Annotated in this window: 21 protein-coding genes; 5 read left to right on the top strand and 16 right to left on the bottom strand. The window is 48.4% G+C overall.

Going from position 1 to position 20,085, the window contains the following annotated elements; genetic code table 11:
* The first annotated feature begins 1 nt into the window (after position 1).
* Entirely contained in the window at positions 2–1,420 is a 1,419-nt protein-coding gene (locus tag DRI82_RS05895) for a glutamate synthase small subunit (RefSeq protein WP_114192574.1), read from the top strand.
* A gap of 88 nt (positions 1,421–1,508) precedes the next feature.
* Here DRI82_RS05895 and DRI82_RS05890 read toward each other — a convergent pair whose 3' ends face one another.
* From DRI82_RS05890 to DRI82_RS05870, 5 genes are all read right to left on the bottom strand, one after another.
* On the bottom strand, positions 1,509–2,633 hold the full coding sequence (locus DRI82_RS05890; protein ID WP_114192573.1) for a fimbrial protein: 1,125 nt from the start codon (positions 2,631–2,633) through the stop codon (positions 1,509–1,511).
* Positions 2,634–2,669: 36 nt separating this feature from the next.
* Positions 2,670–5,222: a fimbria/pilus outer membrane usher protein gene (locus DRI82_RS05885; protein WP_245956785.1), complete on the bottom strand. Its 2,553-nt coding sequence runs from the start codon at positions 5,220–5,222 to the stop codon at positions 2,670–2,672.
* A 71-nt stretch (positions 5,223–5,293) separates the two neighbouring features.
* Positions 5,294–6,016, bottom strand: a complete 723-nt coding sequence (locus tag DRI82_RS05880; protein ID WP_114192571.1) for a fimbrial biogenesis chaperone — start codon at positions 6,014–6,016, stop codon at positions 5,294–5,296.
* Between the two features lie 69 nt (positions 6,017–6,085).
* Positions 6,086–6,634, bottom strand: coding sequence for a fimbrial protein (locus tag DRI82_RS05875; protein WP_114192570.1), 549 nt, complete (start codon positions 6,632–6,634; stop codon positions 6,086–6,088).
* Positions 6,635–6,745: 111 nt separating this feature from the next.
* A complete protein-coding gene (locus DRI82_RS05870; RefSeq protein WP_114192569.1) occupies positions 6,746–7,135 on the bottom strand; it encodes a winged helix-turn-helix domain-containing protein in 390 nt (129 codons plus the stop codon).
* Positions 7,136–8,018: 883 nt separating this feature from the next.
* On the opposite strand from DRI82_RS05870, the gene DRI82_RS05865 reads away from it, so the two are divergent.
* Positions 8,019–8,915, top strand: a complete 897-nt coding sequence (locus DRI82_RS05865; protein WP_114192568.1) for a winged helix-turn-helix domain-containing protein — start codon at positions 8,019–8,021, stop codon at positions 8,913–8,915.
* Between the two features lie 84 nt (positions 8,916–8,999).
* Here the strand turns inward: DRI82_RS05865 and DRI82_RS05860 are convergent, their stop codons facing one another.
* From DRI82_RS05860 to zapE, 6 genes are all read right to left on the bottom strand, one after another.
* Positions 9,000–9,521, bottom strand: coding sequence for a P-loop nucleotide/nucleoside kinase family protein (locus DRI82_RS05860; RefSeq protein WP_114192567.1), 522 nt, complete (start codon positions 9,519–9,521; stop codon positions 9,000–9,002).
* Between the two features lie 81 nt (positions 9,522–9,602).
* On the bottom strand, positions 9,603–10,100 hold the full coding sequence (sspB, locus tag DRI82_RS05855) for a ClpXP protease specificity-enhancing factor (RefSeq protein WP_114192566.1): 498 nt from the start codon (positions 10,098–10,100) through the stop codon (positions 9,603–9,605).
* Between the two features lie 5 nt (positions 10,101–10,105).
* On the bottom strand, positions 10,106–10,747 hold the full coding sequence (gene sspA / locus DRI82_RS05850) for a stringent starvation protein SspA (RefSeq protein ID WP_114192565.1): 642 nt from the start codon (positions 10,745–10,747) through the stop codon (positions 10,106–10,108).
* Positions 10,748–11,093: 346 nt separating this feature from the next.
* Positions 11,094–11,486, bottom strand: a complete 393-nt coding sequence (gene rpsI, locus DRI82_RS05845; protein ID WP_114192564.1) for a 30S ribosomal protein S9 — start codon at positions 11,484–11,486, stop codon at positions 11,094–11,096.
* Positions 11,487–11,501: 15 nt separating this feature from the next.
* Positions 11,502–11,930, bottom strand: a complete 429-nt coding sequence (gene rplM, locus DRI82_RS05840) for a 50S ribosomal protein L13 (protein WP_114192563.1) — start codon at positions 11,928–11,930, stop codon at positions 11,502–11,504.
* A 305-nt stretch (positions 11,931–12,235) separates the two neighbouring features.
* Complete coding sequence (gene zapE / locus DRI82_RS05835) at positions 12,236–13,366, bottom strand: cell division protein ZapE (RefSeq protein ID WP_114192562.1); 1,131 nt, start codon at positions 13,364–13,366, stop codon at positions 12,236–12,238.
* Positions 13,367–13,632: 266 nt separating this feature from the next.
* On the opposite strand from zapE, the gene zapG reads away from it, so the two are divergent.
* The 3 genes from zapG (at position 13,633) to degS (ending at position 16,769) form a co-directional block, all read left to right on the top strand.
* Entirely contained in the window at positions 13,633–14,034 is a 402-nt protein-coding gene (zapG, locus tag DRI82_RS05830) for a Z-ring associated protein ZapG (RefSeq protein WP_114192561.1), read from the top strand.
* A 208-nt stretch (positions 14,035–14,242) separates the two neighbouring features.
* Positions 14,243–15,613, top strand: a complete 1,371-nt coding sequence (gene degQ, locus DRI82_RS05825; protein ID WP_114192560.1) for a serine endoprotease DegQ — start codon at positions 14,243–14,245, stop codon at positions 15,611–15,613.
* An 88-nt stretch (positions 15,614–15,701) separates the two neighbouring features.
* Positions 15,702–16,769, top strand: coding sequence for an outer membrane-stress sensor serine endopeptidase DegS (degS, locus tag DRI82_RS05820; RefSeq protein WP_114192559.1), 1,068 nt, complete (start codon positions 15,702–15,704; stop codon positions 16,767–16,769).
* 106 nt (positions 16,770–16,875) lie between these two features.
* On the opposite strand, the gene murA is transcribed toward degS, so the two are convergent.
* From murA to mlaD, 5 genes are all read right to left on the bottom strand, one after another.
* Positions 16,876–18,135 carry a UDP-N-acetylglucosamine 1-carboxyvinyltransferase gene (gene murA, locus DRI82_RS05815; protein ID WP_114192558.1) on the bottom strand — a complete coding sequence of 420 codons (1,260 nt, stop codon included), beginning with the start codon at positions 18,133–18,135 and terminating at the stop codon, positions 16,876–16,878.
* 56 nt (positions 18,136–18,191) lie between these two features.
* On the bottom strand, positions 18,192–18,446 hold the full coding sequence (gene ibaG, locus DRI82_RS05810; RefSeq protein ID WP_114192557.1) for a BolA family iron metabolism protein IbaG: 255 nt from the start codon (positions 18,444–18,446) through the stop codon (positions 18,192–18,194).
* 145 nt (positions 18,447–18,591) lie between these two features.
* Positions 18,592–18,894, bottom strand: a complete 303-nt coding sequence (gene mlaB, locus DRI82_RS05805) for a lipid asymmetry maintenance protein MlaB (RefSeq protein WP_114192556.1) — start codon at positions 18,892–18,894, stop codon at positions 18,592–18,594.
* Positions 18,895–18,896: 2 nt separating this feature from the next.
* The gene (gene mlaC, locus DRI82_RS05800; RefSeq protein WP_114192555.1) at positions 18,897–19,523 is read right to left on the bottom strand and encodes a phospholipid-binding protein MlaC; all 627 of its coding nucleotides are present in this window, start codon (positions 19,521–19,523) and stop codon (positions 18,897–18,899) included.
* A 12-nt stretch (positions 19,524–19,535) separates the two neighbouring features.
* Positions 19,536–20,084, bottom strand: coding sequence for an outer membrane lipid asymmetry maintenance protein MlaD (mlaD, locus tag DRI82_RS05795; protein WP_114192554.1), 549 nt, complete (start codon positions 20,082–20,084; stop codon positions 19,536–19,538).
* Position 20,085: the final 1 nt, after the last annotated feature.

The following is a 20,085-nucleotide window of genomic DNA, read 5'->3' as shown; positions in this document are numbered from 1 at the left end:
GATGAGTCAAAACGTTTACCAATTTATCGATTTGCAGCGCGTTGATCCGCCAAAAAAACCGCTGAAAATCCGGAAAATTGAGTTTGTAGAAATTTATGAGCCGTTCTCGGAAACCCAGGCAAAAGCGCAGGCAGATCGTTGTATCTCCTGCGGTAACCCTTACTGCGAATGGAAATGCCCGGTCCACAACTATATTCCGAACTGGCTGAAACTGGCCAACGAAGGCCGGATTATGGAAGCCGCCGATCTTGCTCATCAGACCAACAGCCTGCCGGAAGTGTGCGGGCGCGTTTGCCCGCAGGATCGCCTTTGCGAAGGTTCCTGCACCCTGAATGATGAATTCGGCGCGGTGACCATTGGCAACATCGAACGCTATATCAGCGATAAAGCGATCGAGATGGGCTGGAAACCCGATATGTCACACGTACAGCCAACCGGCAAACGTGTCGCCATTATTGGGGCGGGTCCGGCTGGACTGGCCTGTGCCGATGTGCTGACGCGTAACGGCGTAAAAGCCGTGGTCTATGATCGTCACCCAGAGATCGGGGGGTTGCTGACCTTCGGTATCCCGGCATTCAAGCTGGAAAAAGAGGTAATGATTAAGCGCCGTGCGATCTTCACCGAGATGGGTATTGAGTTCCAGCTTAACGTGGAAGTCGGTAAAGACATCACCATGGACGCCCTGCTGGCAGAGTATGACTCTGTTTTCCTCGGTGTTGGCACCTACCAATCCATGCGCGGGGGATTGGAAAATGAAGACTCGCCGGGTGTTTACGATGCCCTGCCATTCCTGATTGCCAATACCAAGCAATTGATGGGCTTCGAAGCACAACCAGATGAGCCTTACATTTCAATGGAAGGCAAGCGTGTGGTGGTGCTGGGCGGCGGGGATACGGCGATGGACTGTGTGCGCACCTCGATTCGCCAGGGCGCTTCCCACGTCACCTGTGCTTATCGCCGTGATGAAGAGAACATGCCGGGCTCACGCCGCGAAGTGAAAAACTCGCGTGAAGAAGGTGTAGATTTCCAATTCAATCTGCAGCCAGTCAGCATTGAAGTGAATGGCAATGGGCGGGTTTGTGGCGTGAAGATGGTGCGTACCCAACTTGGCGTTGCCGATACCCAGGGACGTCGTCATGCTGAAATCATCCCAGGTTCTGAGCATGTGATGAATGCGGATGCCGTGGTCATGGCCTTTGGCTTCCGTCCGCACAAAATGGCATGGCTGGCCGCGCATGACGTTGAACTGGATAAGCAGGGTCGTATCATCGCCCCTGAAGGTTCAGACAACCCTTTCCAGACCACCAACCCGAAAATTTTCGCCGGTGGCGATGCCGTTCGCGGATCGGATCTCGTGGTGACCGCCATTGCTGAGGGCCGCAAGGCCGCCGATGGCATCATGTGTTATCTGGAAGTGTAATCTCTGACGGGGCCTTGATGGCCCCGTTTTTACTCTCTGCAACAGGTCTCCCCTGCAACAAATATCCTCTGCAACAACGACCGAACAATTAGCGATAATCAATTCTGACCGTTACTTTGCCATCCGCTTTTCCGGCTTTGACTGTCGCGTCCCGTTGAATATATCTCACCGCGAGGGGTATTTTGATATCAGTCGCCGTGGTCGAACTCACATTCATTGAGAAGCTAGACGCCAGTCGCGCAAATATGAGGGATTCCGGATCTCTAAAATCCCCTCTGGCCAACTGCAATGCGACTCCACTGGCTGTCCCCGCGCCACTGATGGTGCTGAATATGCCATTGGTATAATCCAGAACCGACGTTGTCGGTGTAATCGTCAGGTAGAGGCTATTTGGCGTCGGCGTCCCGGGCCCTAATGTCACACTGCCATATTCCGTTAAAGAACTGTTCGCTGAAGAAAAGTAACCATGGAATGCCGGGCAGTTGGTTAAAGTCATGGAACTGTCTACCCATGGCGATGCCGATCCTATGCCAGTAAATGTCTCGGAAACGCTGTACTTTCCTAAATTGACCGTGACATCAGGCGTCGTGCAGCTTGAGGAAACGACATTCAACTGACCAGCAAAAGAGAGCTTTTGCGTGGTTAAGGGTAAACCGCTAACCCCGGCTGTAGCCTGCGCTTCAGTATAGACACTGGGTAAATTCGCACCATTGATGATCCCCGGCGATACCGTACCGGTCTTGATGATTTTTAATGAAATGACCTGCGTCCATCCCTGTCCTGCATCACCTGTCCCACTTTTGTTTACGATGGTATACGTTTCAGGAATAGGGCCAACGACTTTAGTCACCACAGCGGCCAATCCGGGAACACCTGTTTCATAGGCTTGTCCTGAATAAGTCCCGGTCACTCCGGTTGCCAGGGGCATCGGTGTATTTTCATTACGCATCAAGGACGGAATAACATAAGTGACACCCGGCTCAGTGGTGCACATAAGACCTTGTACCGCGGCTGATCTATACGTTGACTGGAAGACAATGGTACCGTTAGCGATCTCTGGCCCCACATTAATGGATATTCCACCGAGGTTAACGACATCCACCTGGGCAGGTAATTTATCGTACAACCAGCAATTAATATTAGCCTTTGCAACATTGCTGAGAAATAGAAAGCTCATTGCACATAGTAATAATATCTTTTTAGTTACCTTCATTTTTAACTCTCTATTTCCAAAACATATCAATCAGAATCAGCTTTTCTGACATGGCGTAGTAAACTGCTGAATATCCGCTTGCTTGCGCCCTTTCGGCTGAGGTGCCAACACATAGCCAACGCTGCATTGTTGCTGTGTATCAGTACCCCATTTCACCTTCAGACGGCCTTTCTCATCATTTACCCTGGCGTATATTTGTCCGGCCTGGCCCACGGCACCTACCGTGTTACCTTTGCTATCAACCACATCAGCGCCAAAGGGTACCGGCGCACCGTCTAACGTGGTGTTAATCAATACCGGCCATCCCGGCTTCGAGCCATATTTCAGCATCACGACTGCGCCTGAATAAGGGGCGACTTTTTGCGTGGTGCTTTCCAGTTCCAATGTGCTGTCAGCGTCTTTCGGGTCGACAGAGATCTCATTCATCTGATAAGGATTCAGATAGGGCACAACGGCATAACCGCGCGAATCAACCTTAATCCCGGGATAAGAGGATACAGCAGCCCCTTGCGCACCTTTCGCTTCGACTACCGCGATCGTTTCACTGTTATAAGGCGTCATCGTGACACCTCCCGGGTGAGCGACGATCGTTCCCGACATCCCCACTGAGCCACTCTGGTATTGCTTGCCATTACTGTACGAGCCGCTCATTGACGTAGAAGGGCTGCGATATTGGCCGCTCAGCGTTCCCGATGTCCCCGCACCATTACTTCCATTCATGGCACTGGCGCTATAGTTAAACTGATTCGTCTCACCCGCACTGCCTGAAATCGTCGCCTGTTGCCGCATATTGCCATTACTGTCGCGGTTTAAATCCGTACGTAACTGCGGTGTATGCATATTATCTGCACCACCCAATGGAATGCTGAACGATAACAAATAGTTGTTTTGGTTTGTGCCTTTGCCAGATTGACTGCGGTTAACGCTGACGCCGTAACTCAGGTTCTTGTAATGGTTGTTGTAACCCACCTGGAACTGCTGATCACTTCCCTCTTTGTTCCAATAATTCTGCAGTGAACCACTCGCATAGACCTGCCCCCAGCCTTCCGGCAATCCCTGACTGGCAGTCAGCGTAAGCCGATTCTTGGCACGCCCTATCGAGTTGGGATCGTAGCCCTCGGTCAATGCATTGCGCGTTTGCATGGCGGTCATATAGTCCATATAACCGCTGGTGGAAAACCGGTAGCCTGCCAGCGTCAGGTTACTGTTGGTTTCGCTGAATATTTTGCTGTAACTCAACTGATAGCTCTGACCGGATTGATCGCCCCCGGCGCTCTGTGGCAGCTTGGTTTTCGATTGCGTCACATCCGCCGCCACAGCACCAATCGGCGTACCCACGGCAGCACCGAGTTGCAGCGCATAATAATCCTGATTTGCCTGCACCCCACCGTAGCCGGTAATCGTGTTATTCAGCCCACGCTGGTAAATCATTTGAAAAAGATCTGGACTGTCAGCGATAAAATCGCTGCGCAGTTTGCCCACGGTAAAATCATAGCGATGGGATCCAGGACGTAACAGTTGTGCTACTGACGAATAAGGAACAGAGAAATGCTGCTGTGTTCCATCCGCTTCATGCACGGTCACATCCAGATTGCCACCATAGCCGGTGGGATAAAGATCATTAATCAAGAATTCGCCGGGAGATACCGTCGTTTCATAAATAGTCTGCCCACCCTGACTGACCGTGACCCGCGCTGACGTTCTGGCGATACCGCGAATATTCGGGGCGTAACCGCGTAATGACGCCGGTAACATGCGATCATCGCTGGCCAGTCGGATCCCACTGAAAGGCAACGTACTGAATATCTGACCGCTGGTATTGGATTCACCAGCCAAAATACGCCCTTTAATCACAGGGATATCGCGCTGTAAATAGGTATTCAGCGTGTTGTATTTCGATGGACCATTTTCCATCCAGGTATAGGAGCCGTTATGACGCAAATACCAGGCACCAATATTCAATCCCGAGTTAATGCCGGTATAGAATGAATTATTGCTCCGTCCATGAGACTGGCTGGTATAACCGTTCATACTGTAACCCAATGTCGCCGCAGGTACCCCTTTATCCCATAATGCCGGATTTACACTGCCACGAGCCTGAATATCCATATAAATCTGAGGGATACCAATATCCAGACGCTGCTCGTTACTGTCAAAAGCAACCTGCGAACCCGTTACAAGGGATTCAATATCGATACATTGTTCACCACCAAGCAGTGCTGCCAGTAATGACTTTGGCACGCTCTCATGGTTAAAATTTATATTGCTGACAATTTTTTGATTCAGACAAGGATAAACGGTTTTATCTTCCCGCTCTTTAAACTCGACATCCGAATTCATTAACTCAGTATTATTTATATAAATCGCCACATTATAGACGCCTGGCGAGGCGTTCGAACCATTTGCAAATCGTGCAAGGTCCGCCCCTTCAATATTTGCCACATTCAGGAATGCCGAATCAAATTTGACATTCTTGGCTATAACCATTGAATCCAATGCAGTATCGTCGGCAAGTGTTGGTGCAGAATAGAATAGACCAGATACCAGCAGTGCAAGCGCAGTCATATTACCGGCATATGCCATATTCATAGTTACAGATTGTCGGTTAATATACATAATGACCATGCCCTAATACGATACTTACATTGAACTTAAGCCCTTTATTTAGCTACGGACTCATTTACATCCATTGCTCCATAATCATTCACTGAGCTATAGGTAATTTTGCTGCCTGATTTAACGCCAGATAACTTAAAATCACGCGATGCCCCAGGTGCAATCATTTCACCCTCGGCTTTTGACTTTTTACCGGCAGCCATTGTGGTAACATTAATCAGTGATACATGGTAAGGAGAGGGATTCGTGGCCCGTAATCCTGTAGGTGTAACACTCCAGGTCAATGTTTTTGCTGCTTCATTTGCATTCCCGGCAAGTCCATCGGGCCGGAAGAAAATTTTAATTCGTGAACGAAACGCCAGATTCAATGCATTGGCATTTTCTTTCCCTTCGCTAATAGAAGGTATTTCAAGCACGTTCAAATAAAACACAGACTCTTTATTCGTAGGCAACGGGGTGCCGGTATAACGTAAACGCAATGTTTGTGACTTTCCTGGATCCACGCGATTCATGGGTGGGGTGAGGACAAATGGTGTTTTAATATTCTCGGGTTTGGCATCCGCATCACCTGTATCAATCCAGCTTTGAATGATAACCGGGCCTTTACCTGTATTGTTTAATTTAACTGTCACTTCTTTCTGACTTGCTGGATAAATAACACGGGTTCCGGTGATAACAACACTGGCCAATGAAAACGTGCTAATACTGCCAAGAAGCGCCGCCAATAAGAAAGTGAAACTGATTTTTATAAAGCGGACATTCAACATAAAAAAACCTCTACAATCTGGTTAAAACAGGAAGGGGAATTCCCCTTCCCACAACGATTTTCATCGAACTTATCTATACTGGATAGAATAAACGGCGCTGGTGATTACTGTCCCTGGAGTAGTCGGGTTGGTCGCATAGTATTCAACCAGGTATGGCAGGATTGCATGGTCGGACGAGATATCAACATAAGTGGTTTCCAGTACCTGACTGGTATCCCCAGCTCTGATGACAGTCTGTGAAGGGTTGGAACCATCGCGCAACTGCAACTGCACATTACCTGCGCTTCCGCCGATGTTATTCAAACGACCTGAATCCTGATCCACACCGCCTCCAGCCTGGAAGAAAACAGAGGCGCCATTTAGCAAGGTACCCCTGCAATTTTCCAGTTCCACTGTGAAACCGGTAAGCCCAGAAGTGCTTCCCGCATTATTCAGCTCATTAATACTGATTGTTGGCAGAGTTACGGTACCATCGACGTTTTGGTTATTAACTCTGACGTCACAAGTATTGTCAGTAAGTTCACCACTAAAAGTAATAGTGCCGTTAGAGGCTGCGTTAGCCATATTGACAGCACCAAACAGAGCCGCAATAGAAACTGCGATTGCTACCTTTTTCATAAGAAATCCTTTACATTGCTATATAATTTAATTAAGTAAATATCCATTTACTTAGTGAACCTCAAGTTACCTTGAAGTTAATTAATTACCCGGCACTACTATGCGGATTAATTAATCATTTGCTACGGAATACAGAGTCTTAATAGATGAACATTGGACAATATAACCCTGCCCACGGCAGCTTGATATAAAGTCATCTGGTACACCCACAATGGCTAGTTTAGACTTCAGTCCTTTTATTATTTGCCACAAGCGTTGCGTTGAAGATCTTAGCTCACGTTCATCCCAGACCTTTTCAAGCAATTCTTCTTTACTGATAACTCTTCCTTTTGAATTTTCTAGTAAATATATTAGAAGATTCATCATAATATCGGTTAGGGTTACAGCACCCAGAACACAACTCTTGTTAGCATTATCAACCGAAATCTTCACAATTCTATTACTATTAATATCTATCTGAATATTGTCGTCGATCAAAAAACCAAATAAGTCCCCTTTCATATGTATTTCCCTTTAATGGCGAGGGTTGTCTTTCGCTAAGATTTGTCTGAAGATAATTAAAAACCAGGCTCCATTAAGCAATGGTATTTTAGAATAACATTTTCCTAATTCAATACTCCTCCAGCGTTCAGTTAGCCTGTTAATTATTTGTATTAATTGGTCTAATTGCCTACTAATGGTTACATTTCAGATTTTTGTAGCTATGTTCAGCGATTTTTTCAGCACTATGCGCTAATAAACGTTATTAACGAATTCTCAGCAAAAAAAACTTTAAATTTACATTTAACAAGTCAAAACAGCTACTAGGATAAATTACCTTTAAATAACAAATGGATAATATCATTTTTTTCCAAGCTAATTATCCCGTAACGTAGTTATTAATTAACTCTCTTGGCTGTTCTCCTTACTTAACATGCTAGATGTTAAATATTTTAACTAATTATTTTCATCTTGGACTACCCGGTTTCTTTTTTCCAGCCCTTGACTCTTCATGCCAATCAAAATACTGAACACTCTGTCTACTGGTTGGTATCAACAATTGTCATTTCCCTCCCTTTCCTAATGCTCAGTCTATTGTCTCGCTGTTTGGATTGATAGTAGTGAATTGAACTAATGTTGCCAACAGAAAATTCGCTGAATCAGAAGATTATATTAAGCCATTTCTGATTCAGATCCTCACGCTTCTATGAGATCAGAACATCACAGGTATCTTGCTGTATTAAAACAAGTTAATGTGATTTTTTATCGCGCTGACAAGGATAATTCCTAGAGGGTTAATATTCTGAATAAGAAATTCAGAGAGGAAAGATGATTTATTAAGTCAATTAATATAAAATTAATACCTTGGGTGCCATGACTTAATGTTGTTGGAGGAAACCGGGGAATGATAAAAGGCTTTCTTATAAACAACGCAGTGTACTTTGTACCTGAAAAGAACCTGCTGATCGCCAAAAACGATCCTTCCTTGACGGTTTTGCTCAATGCGCCAGTGAGCCGATGCTTATTACTGCTTATTGAAAAGCAGCATGACATCATCAGCCAAAAAGTGTTCTTGCACGAAGTATGGGAAAGTAATGGCAGTTCTGTGAGTGCCAACTCACTTTATCAAAGCATTTCCTTGCTCAGGAAAGCCTTCAAGTCTGTCGGTTTACATGATGTGATTATCACTACTGTACCCAGGAAGGGGTTAACGCTACACGAGAGTATCCAGATTTCGGTGGTAGGGGGTAATGAGGCAGAAGGATATGAGGTCGATGATTCGATGACAGAGGGCTTGGAGGCAGGGAGTCCGGTCATGGATGATTCGCTGGCGAACGGAGCGAGGGTAGATAATTTAGGAGAAGAAAGTCATGAACTTTCGCCAGAAACCCTGTCACCAGCGGTGAACAATTCCGTCATTCCTGCTAAAAATAGCAAACATCCTTTATTGCGATGGGAAGTACTCGGTATAATTGGCGTTTTGATAGTGATAATAATTTCTTGTTTTATTTGGATAAATAAAACAATGGATTCTGATAAGAACTCTTTCCAGGGTTACAGCGCATCAATCCGCAAAGACAACTGTGAGTTCTTTTTCAAACCCAGCACGAATGCATTAACTGAATATACCCGTTTTATAGAGAGCCACGAATTTACCTGTAAAGGTAATAGGAAGATTTTTCTTACCATCAATTTCAATAAAGAGGGCGCAGCAGTCGTACAATGCGATCCAGCCGCTGAGTCTTTTCAACCAGAACTGTGCGAAACTCCCTATTATGTGGGAAACAGCAAAGTTAAATAAAATCTTGTGAAGCTTAAAAATTATAACTTGCGCGGGTGTATCACCCTTTACCGCCGCTTATGTATTAAATAATAGATCGGCAATTTACTTGTCATAACGGACAATATTAAGTTGCTCTTCTGCTGAAGGTGCAACAAAGTAGTGCGTGATTTTATCAAAATCCTCATCGCTGGTTATAAAGGGATGCAAACCTGACTGATTCCGTTTATGCAATCGCTCTTTGCACACTGCATCAGGAAGATCCAGAAAGTGCAGTTGATGATTCACCTGAGCGTTTTGTGCAATGCTTCCTGCCCAATGGCGACTGGCAACCGTATTCATCGGAAAATCGAGAACCACAGAGAGCCCCGCCCTGAGTAATTCTGAGATGTGCCCAGTCATCACTTTGTGTAAGCGTCCGGCAAACAGAATATAATGGGCAATATTTTTTATCTCATCGGGATAAAGCGTTGAAAGCCAGGCATCTTCGCAAATCAGCACAGTGTGGGGGTTTGCAGCAAGCTGCACGGCAAGGGTTGATTTTCCCGCACCAATTTTTCCGCAAAGCAGGTGCAGAGTCGGTGCTGTGGGTTGATTGGCAACGTGTTCAGGGGACGGGGTAAGCATAATGGCCTCCAGAGTATGGGGAAACATGCCATCAATAAAAAAGGCACCCCTTAAAAGGATGCCTGATGTGTGAACCTAAACCTATTTAACGACCCGCAGTGAGGGCCTGCCACCACGAGGTGGTTGCGGTGGCTCATTATCTGGATTCTCGTCATCACTGACGTCCGGACGATCACCCTCAATGACCGACATCGTCGGCTCGAGTGCTGTCTGGTCTTCGATACCCGCATCGAAGGTTCCCTCGGTCTCATACGCTGCCTCGGGTTCAAACATGGTACCTGAGCCATTTTCACGCGCATAAACCGCCAACACGGCAGCCATGGGCACGTTTACCTGACGCGGCACGCCACCAAACCGGGCGTTGAAACGAACATCATCGTTACCGAGTTCAAGGTTACCAACGGCACGAGGTGCGATGTTCAGGACAATTTGCCCATCGCGAGCAAACTCCATAGGCACCATCACACCAGGTCGTGTGACATCCACTACCAAGTGCGGCGTAAGCTGATTGTCCAGCAACCACTCATAGAACGCACGCAGCAGGTATGGGCGGCGCGGAGACATGTGTGACATCTCCATGCAAGTTAACCCCTTGTTTGCAAACGCATTTCGCGCTCGGCTTCGGTCAGGGAGGCCAGGAAGGCATCGCGCGCGAATACACGGGTCATATAGCCTTTCAGCTCTTTGGATCCCGCGCCAGACAATTCGATGCCCAACTCCGGTAAACGCCACAATAATGGTGCAAGGTAGCAGTCTACCAAACTGAATTCATCACTCAGGAAAAAAGGTTTTTGAGTAAATACGGGTGCAATTGCCAACAGTTCTTCACGCAGTCGCTTACGCGCGGCTTCAGCCACGGGTACTGATCCGGTCTCAATTTCTTGTAACAGAGAGTACCAGTCGTTTTCGATGCGATGCATCATTTTGCGACTTTCACCGCGAGCCACAGGATAAACCGGCATCAAAGGTGGGTGCGGGAAACGCTCATCAAGATATTCCATGATAATGCGTGATACATACAATGTCAGTTCGCGATCGACCAGCGTTGGCACGGTGCGATAGGGATTGAGGTCAATCAGATCCTGCGGCAGGTGATCCATATCAACCTGCTCGATCTCAACACTGACACCTTTCTCCGCCAGTACGATACGTACCTGATGGCTAAAAATGTCGGTCGAGCCAGAAAAAAGCGTCATTACCGAACGTTTGTTGGCAGCGACAGCCATGAAAACCTCCAAGTTTATCTAGAAAATGCTACGGATAGCCAACTATCAGGCTGCTATCCTGAACCATCGATATCGCCAGCCTGCCGTCTCGTAGATAAACCGTGGTTGAGATAATCTCATCCAAAGTGACAAACGAAAGCTAACTGCTCAGCGAACAGGCATAAAAGTGGAAGATAGTGTACCAGATTTTGCTCGTTTTGTGGGAATGCTACACAGATTTCATGGTGAATTGTGCATCAGACGGCAAATTCATCACTGAAATTTGACATTTTCAGGCATAAAAAAACCCGGCGCAGAGCACCGGGTTTTTCGCGTTGATTCGATTCGCTGCCGAAGCGGCAAATAATTAACGCTTGGAGAACTGTGGACGACGACGTGCTTTACGCAGGCCGACTTTCTTACGTTCAACCTGACGAGCATCACGGGTAACGAAACCTGCTTTACGCAGTTCGCCACGCAGAGACTCATCATATTCCATCAGTGCACGGGTGATACCGTGACGGATAGCACCAGCTTGACCGGAAATACCACCACCTTTAACAGTGATGTACAGGTCAAATTTCTCAACCATGTCGACCAGTTCCAGCGGTTGACGAACTACCATGCGGGCAGTTTCGCGACCGAAGTACTGTTCCAGGCTACGCTGGTTAATAACGATTTTACCGCTGCCCGGCTTAATAAAGACGCGTGCGGCGGAGCTTTTGCGGCGACCAGTGCCGTAGTATTGATTTTCAGCCATTGCCTATAATCCCGATTAAATGTCAAGAACTTGCGGTTGCTGTGCCGCATGAGTGTGCTCGTTACCCGCGTAAACTTTAAGTTTACGGTACATTGCACGACCCAGCGGGCCCTTCGGCAACATGCCTTTAACCGCGAGCTCAATCACACGCTCTGGACGGCGAGCTATCATCTCTTCAAAGGTCGCTTGTTTGATACCACCGATGTGGCCGGTGTGATGGTAATAAATCTTGTCAGAACGCTTGTTGCCGGTTACAGCAACTTTTTCTGCGTTCAGAACGATGATGTAATCACCAGTATCAACGTGCGGAGTGTATTCCGCTTTATGCTTGCCACGCAGACGACGAGCCAGTTCTGTGGCCAGGCGACCCAAGGTCTTGCCGCTGGCGTCAACTACGAACCAGTCACGCTGTACGGTTTCCGGCTTAGCTGTAAAAGTTTTCATTAAAAGCTTACCCAATTAAAGTTACACGTTGGCGAACACCCAAACGCCTATATGTCTTTATAAACAATATCTTCACAGACACTGTTTACAAAATAAGTATTGGAGGTTCACACGACCATCAGTCCAGCAAACCTACCCCTTCGAATAGCCATTGCCGGCACTATAAAGTTTCGGGAAAAAAACTTTGTTGTAACGTGGGGTCGCAAGATTATAGAGAAGTCGCTCACAAAGGTCGAACCCTTTTTAGCAAAAAATGCAGGTTTTCTGCCATTTCTTCCACATCACGCGCCAAGCCGCGCCCAACCTCACGCCAGGTGTTCCAGCTTGAGATATTCTTCGCTCTGCATCTCCTGTAAACGCGACAGGCAACGCTGGTACTCAAACTTGAGCTGAGTTCCCTGATAAATGTCAAACATCGAGGTTTCAGCCGCGACCACCAATTTGACGTGGCGCTCATAAAACTCGTCAACCAACGCCAGGAAACGGCGTGCGGAATTCTCTTCTTTCAGCCCCATAACCTTAACGTTATGCAGAATCACGCTGTGATAGAGTTGGGACAGAACTATATAGTCGCGCTGGCTGCGCGCATCTTCACACAAGGTGGAAAAATCTATCGCCAGAACACCATTAGAAACCGCAAGCGCAGCCATAGGTCGATGATTTATCTGCAATACAACATTACGCTCGCCGGAGGATCCTGCCAAACGCTGGAACATATCCTGCAGAAGGACGCTGTTTTGCTGCGTCAGCGGGGTTAACCACAGATTTGCCTGAGTCAAGGTGCGCAGACGGTAATCGATACCCGCATCCACATTCATTACCTCGCAATACTGTTTTATCAGATCGATCGCGGGCAAAAAACGCTGGCGCTGCAGGCCATTGCGATAGAGTTGATCAGGTGGAAGATTGGACGTGGCAATTAACGTGATGCCACGCGCAAATAGCGCTTGCAACAACGTACCCAGCAACATTGCATCAGTGATATCCGAAACGAAAAACTCGTCAAAACAGAGCACATCCGTTTCAGCCTTAAAACCATCTGCAACAATTTCAAGTGGATTTTCATGACCTTGCAATCGGGTCAGTTCATCATGAACCCGCAGCATAAAGCGGTGGAAATGCAATCTGAGTTTGCGCTCACCCGACAAACTGTGAAAAAACATGTCCATCAGCCAGGTTTTTCCACGGCCGACCCCTCCCCACATGTATAATCCCAGAATAGGGGGTTGTTTCTGCACGGACGGCGATTTACCCAGCAGGCGACCAAACATCAGGCGCAACCCGCCTGCTTGGTTTTTGGCACCCGAAGAGGCGAGGCTCAGCGCGCGGTGAATATCATCAAGACGGGTGACGGCCTGACGCTGAATGTCATCAGGTTGGTACTCCCCAGCCTCTAAAGCTCGCTGATAAAGAGTTAATGGTGTATTGGATTGCATGTTATTCGACGATCCCTGAGAAAAAATTTAGCCACTTTTAGCAGCGCTTCATCACCGTTTCGCGTCGTGATCGCAGCAGTTTCCGGCTCTACCGTATGTTAGCAAGACGCCTGACCGCACGCAAAGCCTCGTCAGGACTCCACTCAACCAGGGTTAACGGTTATAGTGGCAATTACTTTGTAATAGAAAGCTAGTGGAGTAACGCTAGTTGAAGCAAGTTAAGTGAAAAAGCCCTACTGGACAACGAGAGTAAAATAGGAGTCATTATGACCTGGGAGTATGCGCTTATTGGTTTAGTTGTCGGTATCGCCATCGGTGCTGTTGCGATGCGTTTTGGCAACCGTAAATTACGTCAGCAGCAGTCGCTGCAAACCGAGCTGGAAAAGAGCAAAACCGAGCTGGAAGAGTACCGCCAGGAGCTGGTGGGACACTTTGCACGCAGTGCCGAGTTGCTCGACAATATGGCCACCGATTACCGCCAGTTGTACCAGCATATGGCCAAGAGCTCCAACAACCTGCTGCCGGACATGCCTGTCGCAGATAACCCGTTCCGCTATCGTCTGGGTGATTCAGAAGCTGACAACGACCAGGCACCGGTTGAAATGCCGCGTGACTATTCTGGCAGCGCCTCTGGCCTGCTGCGTGGTGAACGTTCACGTCGCGAATAAGGTATAAAATCATCCGCCTGTAGCATAATCCCCTATGCTACGGGCCAACTCGTTTGCTCAGTCTTTATCCTAATCACGTCCAAAACCAGTATATTCTGTTGGTATAAGTGAACTTTCCCTATAAATTTAGAGTCTTAGATTGTGCTAGCAACACATATCACTTCATCGACAGTCTTGTCCATTTACGGGTAGTGAGAGAGTCATACCAATGAAGAAAAAGTCTTTATTTTTAAGCGCATTAGCTATAAGTCTTGGTGTAGCCCTGTCCCCGCTTCCAGCGGTATCTGCGGCACTCCCGATGGCCATTGAAGGGCAACCACTCCCCAGCCTGGCCCCTATGCTGGAAAAAGTTCTCCCTGCCGTTGTCAGCGTACATGTTAGCGGCACACAGGTGATCCAGAATTCGCGTGTACCCGAAGAGTTTAAATTCTTCTTTGGTCCTAATGCCCCCACAGATAATGGTTCCCGTCCATTTGAAGGCCTGGGTTCGGGAGTCATCATTGATGCGGCAAAGGGATATGTTCTGACCAACAATCACGTCATTAATAATGCGGATAAAATCCGCGTACAACTTAATGATGGTCGTGAATATGACGCAAAACTGATCGGAAAAGATGACCAAACCGACATCGCATTGCTGCAATTGCCGGATGCAAAAAATCTTACGGCAGTCACCATGGCGGATTCTGATCAACTGCGCGTAGGTGACTTTACCATTGCTGTCGGCAATCCGTTTGGTCTCGGTCAAACCGCCACGTCAGGGATTATCTCAGCCCTGGGCCGCAGTGGTCTCAATCTCGAAGGGTTGGAAAACTTTATCCAGACCGACGCCTCCATTAACCGCGGTAATTCCGGTGGAGCGCTGGTTAACCTCAATGGCGAACTGATTGGTATTAATACCGCCATACTTGCACCGGGCGGCGGCAATATCGGCATTGGCTTTGCCATCCCTAGCAATATGGTTCAGAATCTTAGCAAGCAACTCATTGAATTTGGTGAAGTAAAACGCGGCATTCTGGGCATCAAAGGCAGCGAAATGACGTCGGAAATGGCGAAAGCCTTTAACGTCGAGACACAACGCGGTGCATTTGTGAGCGAAGTATTGCCGGGTTCCGCTGCCGCCAAAGCCGGTATCAAGCCGGGTGATGTGCTGGTCTCTATCGATGACAAATCAGTCGGCAGTTTTGCTGAATTACGCGCCAAAGTAGGTACCACCGGCCCGGGTAAAACCATTAAAATTGGTGTAATGCGCGACGGCAAACCGCTTGATCTCACTGTCACGCTGGAAACCAGTGATGACATCAGCACTGACGCGAAAAACCTCTCCCCGGCATTGCAGGGCGCGACCTTCAGTAATGGTGCCGACAAAGCGGGTGATAAAGGCGTGAAAATTGAAGACGTCACCAAAGGCACACCGGCGGCACAAGTGGGTTTGCAAAAAGGGGATGTCATTATTGGTGTTAACCGGGAACGCGTTGAAACCATTGCACAGTTACGCAAAATTCTTGATGCCAAACCGGCACTGGTGGCCCTGAATATTGTTCGTGGCGAAGAAAATATCTATCTATTACTGCGCTAATTAGCTGAAATTCGGACACTGTCGCTGCAGTGTCCGATCAACTCATGCTATCCTCAGCCCATATTTCACCTCTTGTTATTAATTCCTGATGCTAGCGAAGTTATTGCGGTCCATTATCCTGGGTTTGATTGTTGCCGGAATCTTGCTGGCGGCAGTGCCTATGCTGCGAAAATCGGCCATGCAACCCTTGTTTAACCATGATTTCAGTAGCGATGACGAGATGCCTGTCAGCTATAACCAGGGTGTACGTCACGCCGCCCCTGCTGTAGTTAATGTTTATAACCGCAGTATGGGCTCCTCTTCGCATAACGAACTGGAGATCCGCACACTCGGCTCTGGCGTTATCATGAGTGACAAAGGCTATATCCTGACCAATAAACATGTGATTAATGACGCTGAGCAGATCATTGTTGCCTTGCAGGATGGCCGGGTATTCGAAGCGTTATTGGTTGGTTCGGACAGCCTGACCGATCTGGCGGTACTTAAAATTGATGCCAATAGCCTTCCCGTCATTCCCATCAATGACCGCCGCATTCCGCGCGTTGGCGATGTCGTGATGGCGATCGGCAATCCCTACAATCTCGGGCAGACAATAACTCAAGGCATTATCAGTGCCACGGGACGGATTGGTTTAAGTCCGTCCGGACGACAAAATTTCCTGCAAACTGATGCCTCCATCAACAAGGGAAACTCCGGCGGTGCGTTGGTGAATTCACTGGGCGAATTGGTCGGTATCAATACTTTATCTTTTGACAAGAGTAATGATGGCGAAACGCCCGAGGGGATCGGTTTCGCCATTCCCACGGCACTGGCGAGCAAAGTAATGGACAAGCTGATTCGTGATGGCCGGGTTATTCGCGGCTACATCGGTATTGGAGGGCGAGAAATCACGCCTATGCATTCGCCTAATGCTGGCATTGATCGTATTCAGGGAATCATAGTCAATGAAGTAACGGCTGAAGGCCCGGCAGCTAAAGCCGGTATGCTGGTGAATGACGTGATTGTCAGCGTGAATAACAAACCGGCACTTTCCGCAATTGAAACGATGGACCAGGTCGCTGAAATCCGTCCAGGCTCGGTAATCCCGGTAGAAATCATGCGTAATGGCGTCAAAATGGCACTGCAAGTAACCATCCAGGAATACCCATCGCACTAAAGTTCATATCGAATATGCATTGATGAAAAAAGCCGGTCAGTTAACACTGCCGGCTTTTCTTATTGGCGGGTATCAGGCAGAACAGATACCGCTATAGGCAAAAAGTTTACTCGCCTTTGATACGCTCGATATTGGCACCCAGCGCACGCAGTTTTTCTTCAATTCGCTCATAGCCACGATCGATATGGTAAATACGATCGACGATGGTGACACCATCAGCAATACATCCCGCCAATACCAGACTCGCAGAAGCACGGAGATCGGTTGCCATAACCTGAGCACCGGAAAGTTGTTCCACGCCGTGACAGATGACCGTGTTACTTTCGATTTCTGCACGAGCGCCCATACGAATCAACTCAGGAACGTGCATAAAGCGGTTTTCGAATATGGTTTCGGTAATAACACCCGTCCCTTCTGCCACCAGATTCAGCAAACTGAACTGTGCCTGCATATCGGTTGGGAAACCGGGATGCGGAGCGGTACGCAAGGTCACAGCTTTTGGCCGTTCGCCATGCATATCCAGACTGATCCAGTCTTCACCGATCTCAATGTCAGCACCGGCTTCACGCAGTTTGGCCAGAACAGCATCCAACGTGTCAGGACGGGTATTGCGGCAAAGCACTTTGCCGCCAGAAATCGCCGCGGCAACCAGGAAAGTCCCGGTTTCGATGCGATCTGGCAGAACACGGTACACACCACCACCCAGACGCTTCACGCCTTTGATGGTGATTTTATCCGTGCCCGCACCGCTGATTTTAGCGCCCAGCGTATTAAGGAAGTTTGCCGTATCGACAATTTCTGGCTCACGCGCCGCGTTCTCAATGATGGTGGTACCTTCAGCCAGCGTAGCCGCACTCATGATAGTCACGGTCGCACCGACGCTGACTTTATCCATGACAATGTGCGCACCCTTCAGGCGGCCATCCACAGACGCTTTCACATAGCCTTCTTCCAGCTTAATCTCGGCACCCAATTGCTCCAGACCGGTAATATGCAAATCGACAGGACGCGCCCCGATTGCACAGCCCCCGGGCAGAGAAACCTGGCCCCGGCCAAAACGCGCCACCAAAGGACCGAGAGCCCAGATAGACGCACGCATGGTTTTCACCAGATCATAAGGTGCAGTAAACTCGTTTACCTGGCTGGCATCCACATATACCGACCCATTGCGCTCAACTTTCGTTCCCAACTGACCGAGTAACTTCAGCGTAGTGTCAATGTCCTTAAGGTGCGGGACGTTCTGAATCTCAACCGGTTCTTCCGCTAACAGGGCGGCAAATAAAATAGGCAAAGCGGCGTTCTTGGCCCCGGAGATAGTAACTTCCCCACTCAGCCGGCTACGGCCCTGCACACGAAATTTATCCATTGTGACTGCTCTCTTTTGTCAAATCCGACGTTGCAGCCAGCCAGAGGCTAGCTACATTAAAAACCGTTGAGTTTACGATCGCGCTGCCACTCTTCAGGCGTATACGCCTTAATCGACAACGCATGAATGCGGTTATCCGCAATGTATTCCATCAACGGTGCATAGACCGTTTGCTGTTTCTTTACCCGGCTCATGCCGGCAAATTGTTCACCGACCACGATCACCTGAAAATGGCTGCCATCACCGGAAACATGGGCTTCATGCAAGGCCAGAGCCTGCATCAGAACATCTTTGATTTCGTTGTTGTCCATAGGGTTCGATTCTATTTTAGGAGATCATAACAGCCGCACATCTTAGTAGAATACGGCGCACTCTTAAACAAAGAAAAAACCCCTGTAACATGTTCCTTACAGGGGCCTGTTGCCGCGACAGGTCGTCAGAAGAATCTTATCCTCGCTAACTTACCGTATCAGCAGGAATTATTTGCTGCAGATTATAAAGTTCAATCAATGTACGCAACCGATCGGTGATGCCAGAAATTTTCATTTCCACACCGTGCTGCAAACGCTGATCGCGAAAATGGACCAGCAGCGCCAAACCGGAAGAGTCAACCCGGCCAAGTTGTGAAACATCAATGCAGTTTTTATCTGCCAGCAGAATTTCACGCTGTTGCCACAAAGGCAGCAGCGTTTCCCTGTCCAGATCACCAAGCAAAATCAGCGTCTGCTGTTCAGACTGCCACTGCAGTTCACCGGTCATTTCTACTGTTGATCCAGGGTTATTGGCTGCTGCGCAGCGGATTGCAGGCGCTGGGTCAGGCCATCAATCCCTTTCTGGCGCAGGATATCAGCCCACTCATTTTGCTTGGTGGTGATCATGCTCACGCCTTCAGCGATCATGTCATACGCCTGCCAGTTGCCCGTTTGGGTATTCTTGCGCCACTGGAAATCGAGACGCACTGGCGGACGGCCATCGGCATCAAGGATCGTCACACGGATAGCAATAATGTTGGCATCACCCAGTGGCTGATCGGGTGCGATTTGGTAAGTCTGGCCGTGATACAGCGCCAATGCCTGTCCATACGCCTGAGCAAGATAGTCTTCAAACGCCTTGAAGTAAGCATCGCGCTGGGCTGGGGTCGCTTCTTTATAGTAGCGGCCAAGCACCAGGGCACCGGCATACTTGACCTGCACGTATGGCAATAGCTCTTCGCGCACGATGTTGCGCAGATAGCTGGGATCTTTCCTGATTTGCGGCTGTTCAGACTTCAAACGGTCAAACGTCTTCTGCGCCGCCTCATCCATCAGACGGTAAGGGTTGGTTTGATCCACGGCATTCGCCAGCGGAGCAACCACCAGCAGAGCGACCATCAATAAACGTTTTAACATGCAGTTGTCCTCTTAATGACTTGGGGCGGTCGGGTTAGCTACCGCATCCGGTTCAGACGTTGCCGCAGCATCGCCTGTTTTGGCAGCAGTGTCCGTACCACCGCTCTTGTACAGGAACTGGCCGATCAAATCTTCCAGAACCATGGCCGATTTCGTGTCCTGAATTGTTCCGCCATCCTTCAGGATAGCCGTCCCCATATCCGGATCTTCAAAACCGATATTCAGTGCCAGATACTGTTCACCCAGCAGACCCGACGTGCGGATTGCCAGCGAACTGGTATCAGGGATGTTGTTGTAACTCTCGTCTATCTGCAGTTCCACACGCGGGGAGAAATTTTTATCCAGAATAATATCCGAGACGCGGCCAATAACGACGCCGCCCACTTTGACGGGCGAATTGGCTTTAAGACCACCAATGTTATCAAAAGTGGCATACAGGCGATAAGTCGGCACTGCTCCGAACGATTTAATGTCTGCGACTTTCAGGCAGAGAAACAAAATGGCGCCAAGCGCAATAAGCATAAATGCCCCAACCCAGACTTCATTCTTTTTAGTTTGCATT

This window comes from Edaphovirga cremea (genome assembly GCF_003332275.1).
GTDB lineage: Bacteria > Pseudomonadota > Gammaproteobacteria > Enterobacterales > Enterobacteriaceae > Edaphovirga > Edaphovirga cremea.
The sequence above is the reverse complement of the archived record's forward strand: the minus strand, read 5'-3'. Positions and strand labels throughout refer to the sequence as shown.

Coding starts and splice junctions, on each gene's coding strand:
- DRI82_RS05860 (WP_114192567.1), bottom strand. CDS start 9,521: ATGCTTACCCCGTCCCCTGAACACGTTGCCAATCAACCCACAGCACCG.
- zapE (WP_114192562.1), bottom strand. CDS start 13,366: ATGCAATCCAATACACCATTAACTCTTTATCAGCGAGCTTTAGAGGCT.
- mlaD (WP_114192554.1), bottom strand. CDS start 20,084: ATGCAAACTAAAAAGAATGAAGTCTGGGTTGGGGCATTTATGCTTATT.
- DRI82_RS05865 (WP_114192568.1), top strand. CDS start 8,019: ATGATAAAAGGCTTTCTTATAAACAACGCAGTGTACTTTGTACCTGAA.
- DRI82_RS05890 (WP_114192573.1), bottom strand. CDS start 2,633: ATGAAGGTAACTAAAAAGATATTATTACTATGTGCAATGAGCTTTCTA.
- DRI82_RS05875 (WP_114192570.1), bottom strand. CDS start 6,634: ATGAAAAAGGTAGCAATCGCAGTTTCTATTGCGGCTCTGTTTGGTGCT.
- zapG (WP_114192561.1), top strand. CDS start 13,633: ATGACCTGGGAGTATGCGCTTATTGGTTTAGTTGTCGGTATCGCCATC.
- DRI82_RS05885 (WP_245956785.1), bottom strand. CDS start 5,222: ATGAATATGGCATATGCCGGTAATATGACTGCGCTTGCACTGCTGGTA.
- murA (WP_114192558.1), bottom strand. CDS start 18,135: ATGGATAAATTTCGTGTGCAGGGCCGTAGCCGGCTGAGTGGGGAAGTT.
- degQ (WP_114192560.1), top strand. CDS start 14,243: ATGAAGAAAAAGTCTTTATTTTTAAGCGCATTAGCTATAAGTCTTGGT.
- rplM (WP_114192563.1), bottom strand. CDS start 11,930: ATGAAAACTTTTACAGCTAAGCCGGAAACCGTACAGCGTGACTGGTTC.
- rpsI (WP_114192564.1), bottom strand. CDS start 11,486: ATGGCTGAAAATCAATACTACGGCACTGGTCGCCGCAAAAGCTCCGCC.
- degS (WP_114192559.1), top strand. CDS start 15,702: ATGCTAGCGAAGTTATTGCGGTCCATTATCCTGGGTTTGATTGTTGCC.
- mlaC (WP_114192555.1), bottom strand. CDS start 19,523: ATGTTAAAACGTTTATTGATGGTCGCTCTGCTGGTGGTTGCTCCGCTG.
- sspB (WP_114192566.1), bottom strand. CDS start 10,100: ATGGAGATGTCACACATGTCTCCGCGCCGCCCATACCTGCTGCGTGCG.
- sspA (WP_114192565.1), bottom strand. CDS start 10,747: ATGGCTGTCGCTGCCAACAAACGTTCGGTAATGACGCTTTTTTCTGGC.
- DRI82_RS05870 (WP_114192569.1), bottom strand. CDS start 7,135: ATGAAAGGGGACTTATTTGGTTTTTTGATCGACGACAATATTCAGATA.
- ibaG (WP_114192557.1), bottom strand. CDS start 18,446: ATGGACAACAACGAAATCAAAGATGTTCTGATGCAGGCTCTGGCCTTG.
- mlaB (WP_114192556.1), bottom strand. CDS start 18,894: ATGACCGGTGAACTGCAGTGGCAGTCTGAACAGCAGACGCTGATTTTG.
- DRI82_RS05880 (WP_114192571.1), bottom strand. CDS start 6,016: ATGTTGAATGTCCGCTTTATAAAAATCAGTTTCACTTTCTTATTGGCG.
- DRI82_RS05895 (WP_114192574.1), top strand. CDS start 2: ATGAGTCAAAACGTTTACCAATTTATCGATTTGCAGCGCGTTGATCCG.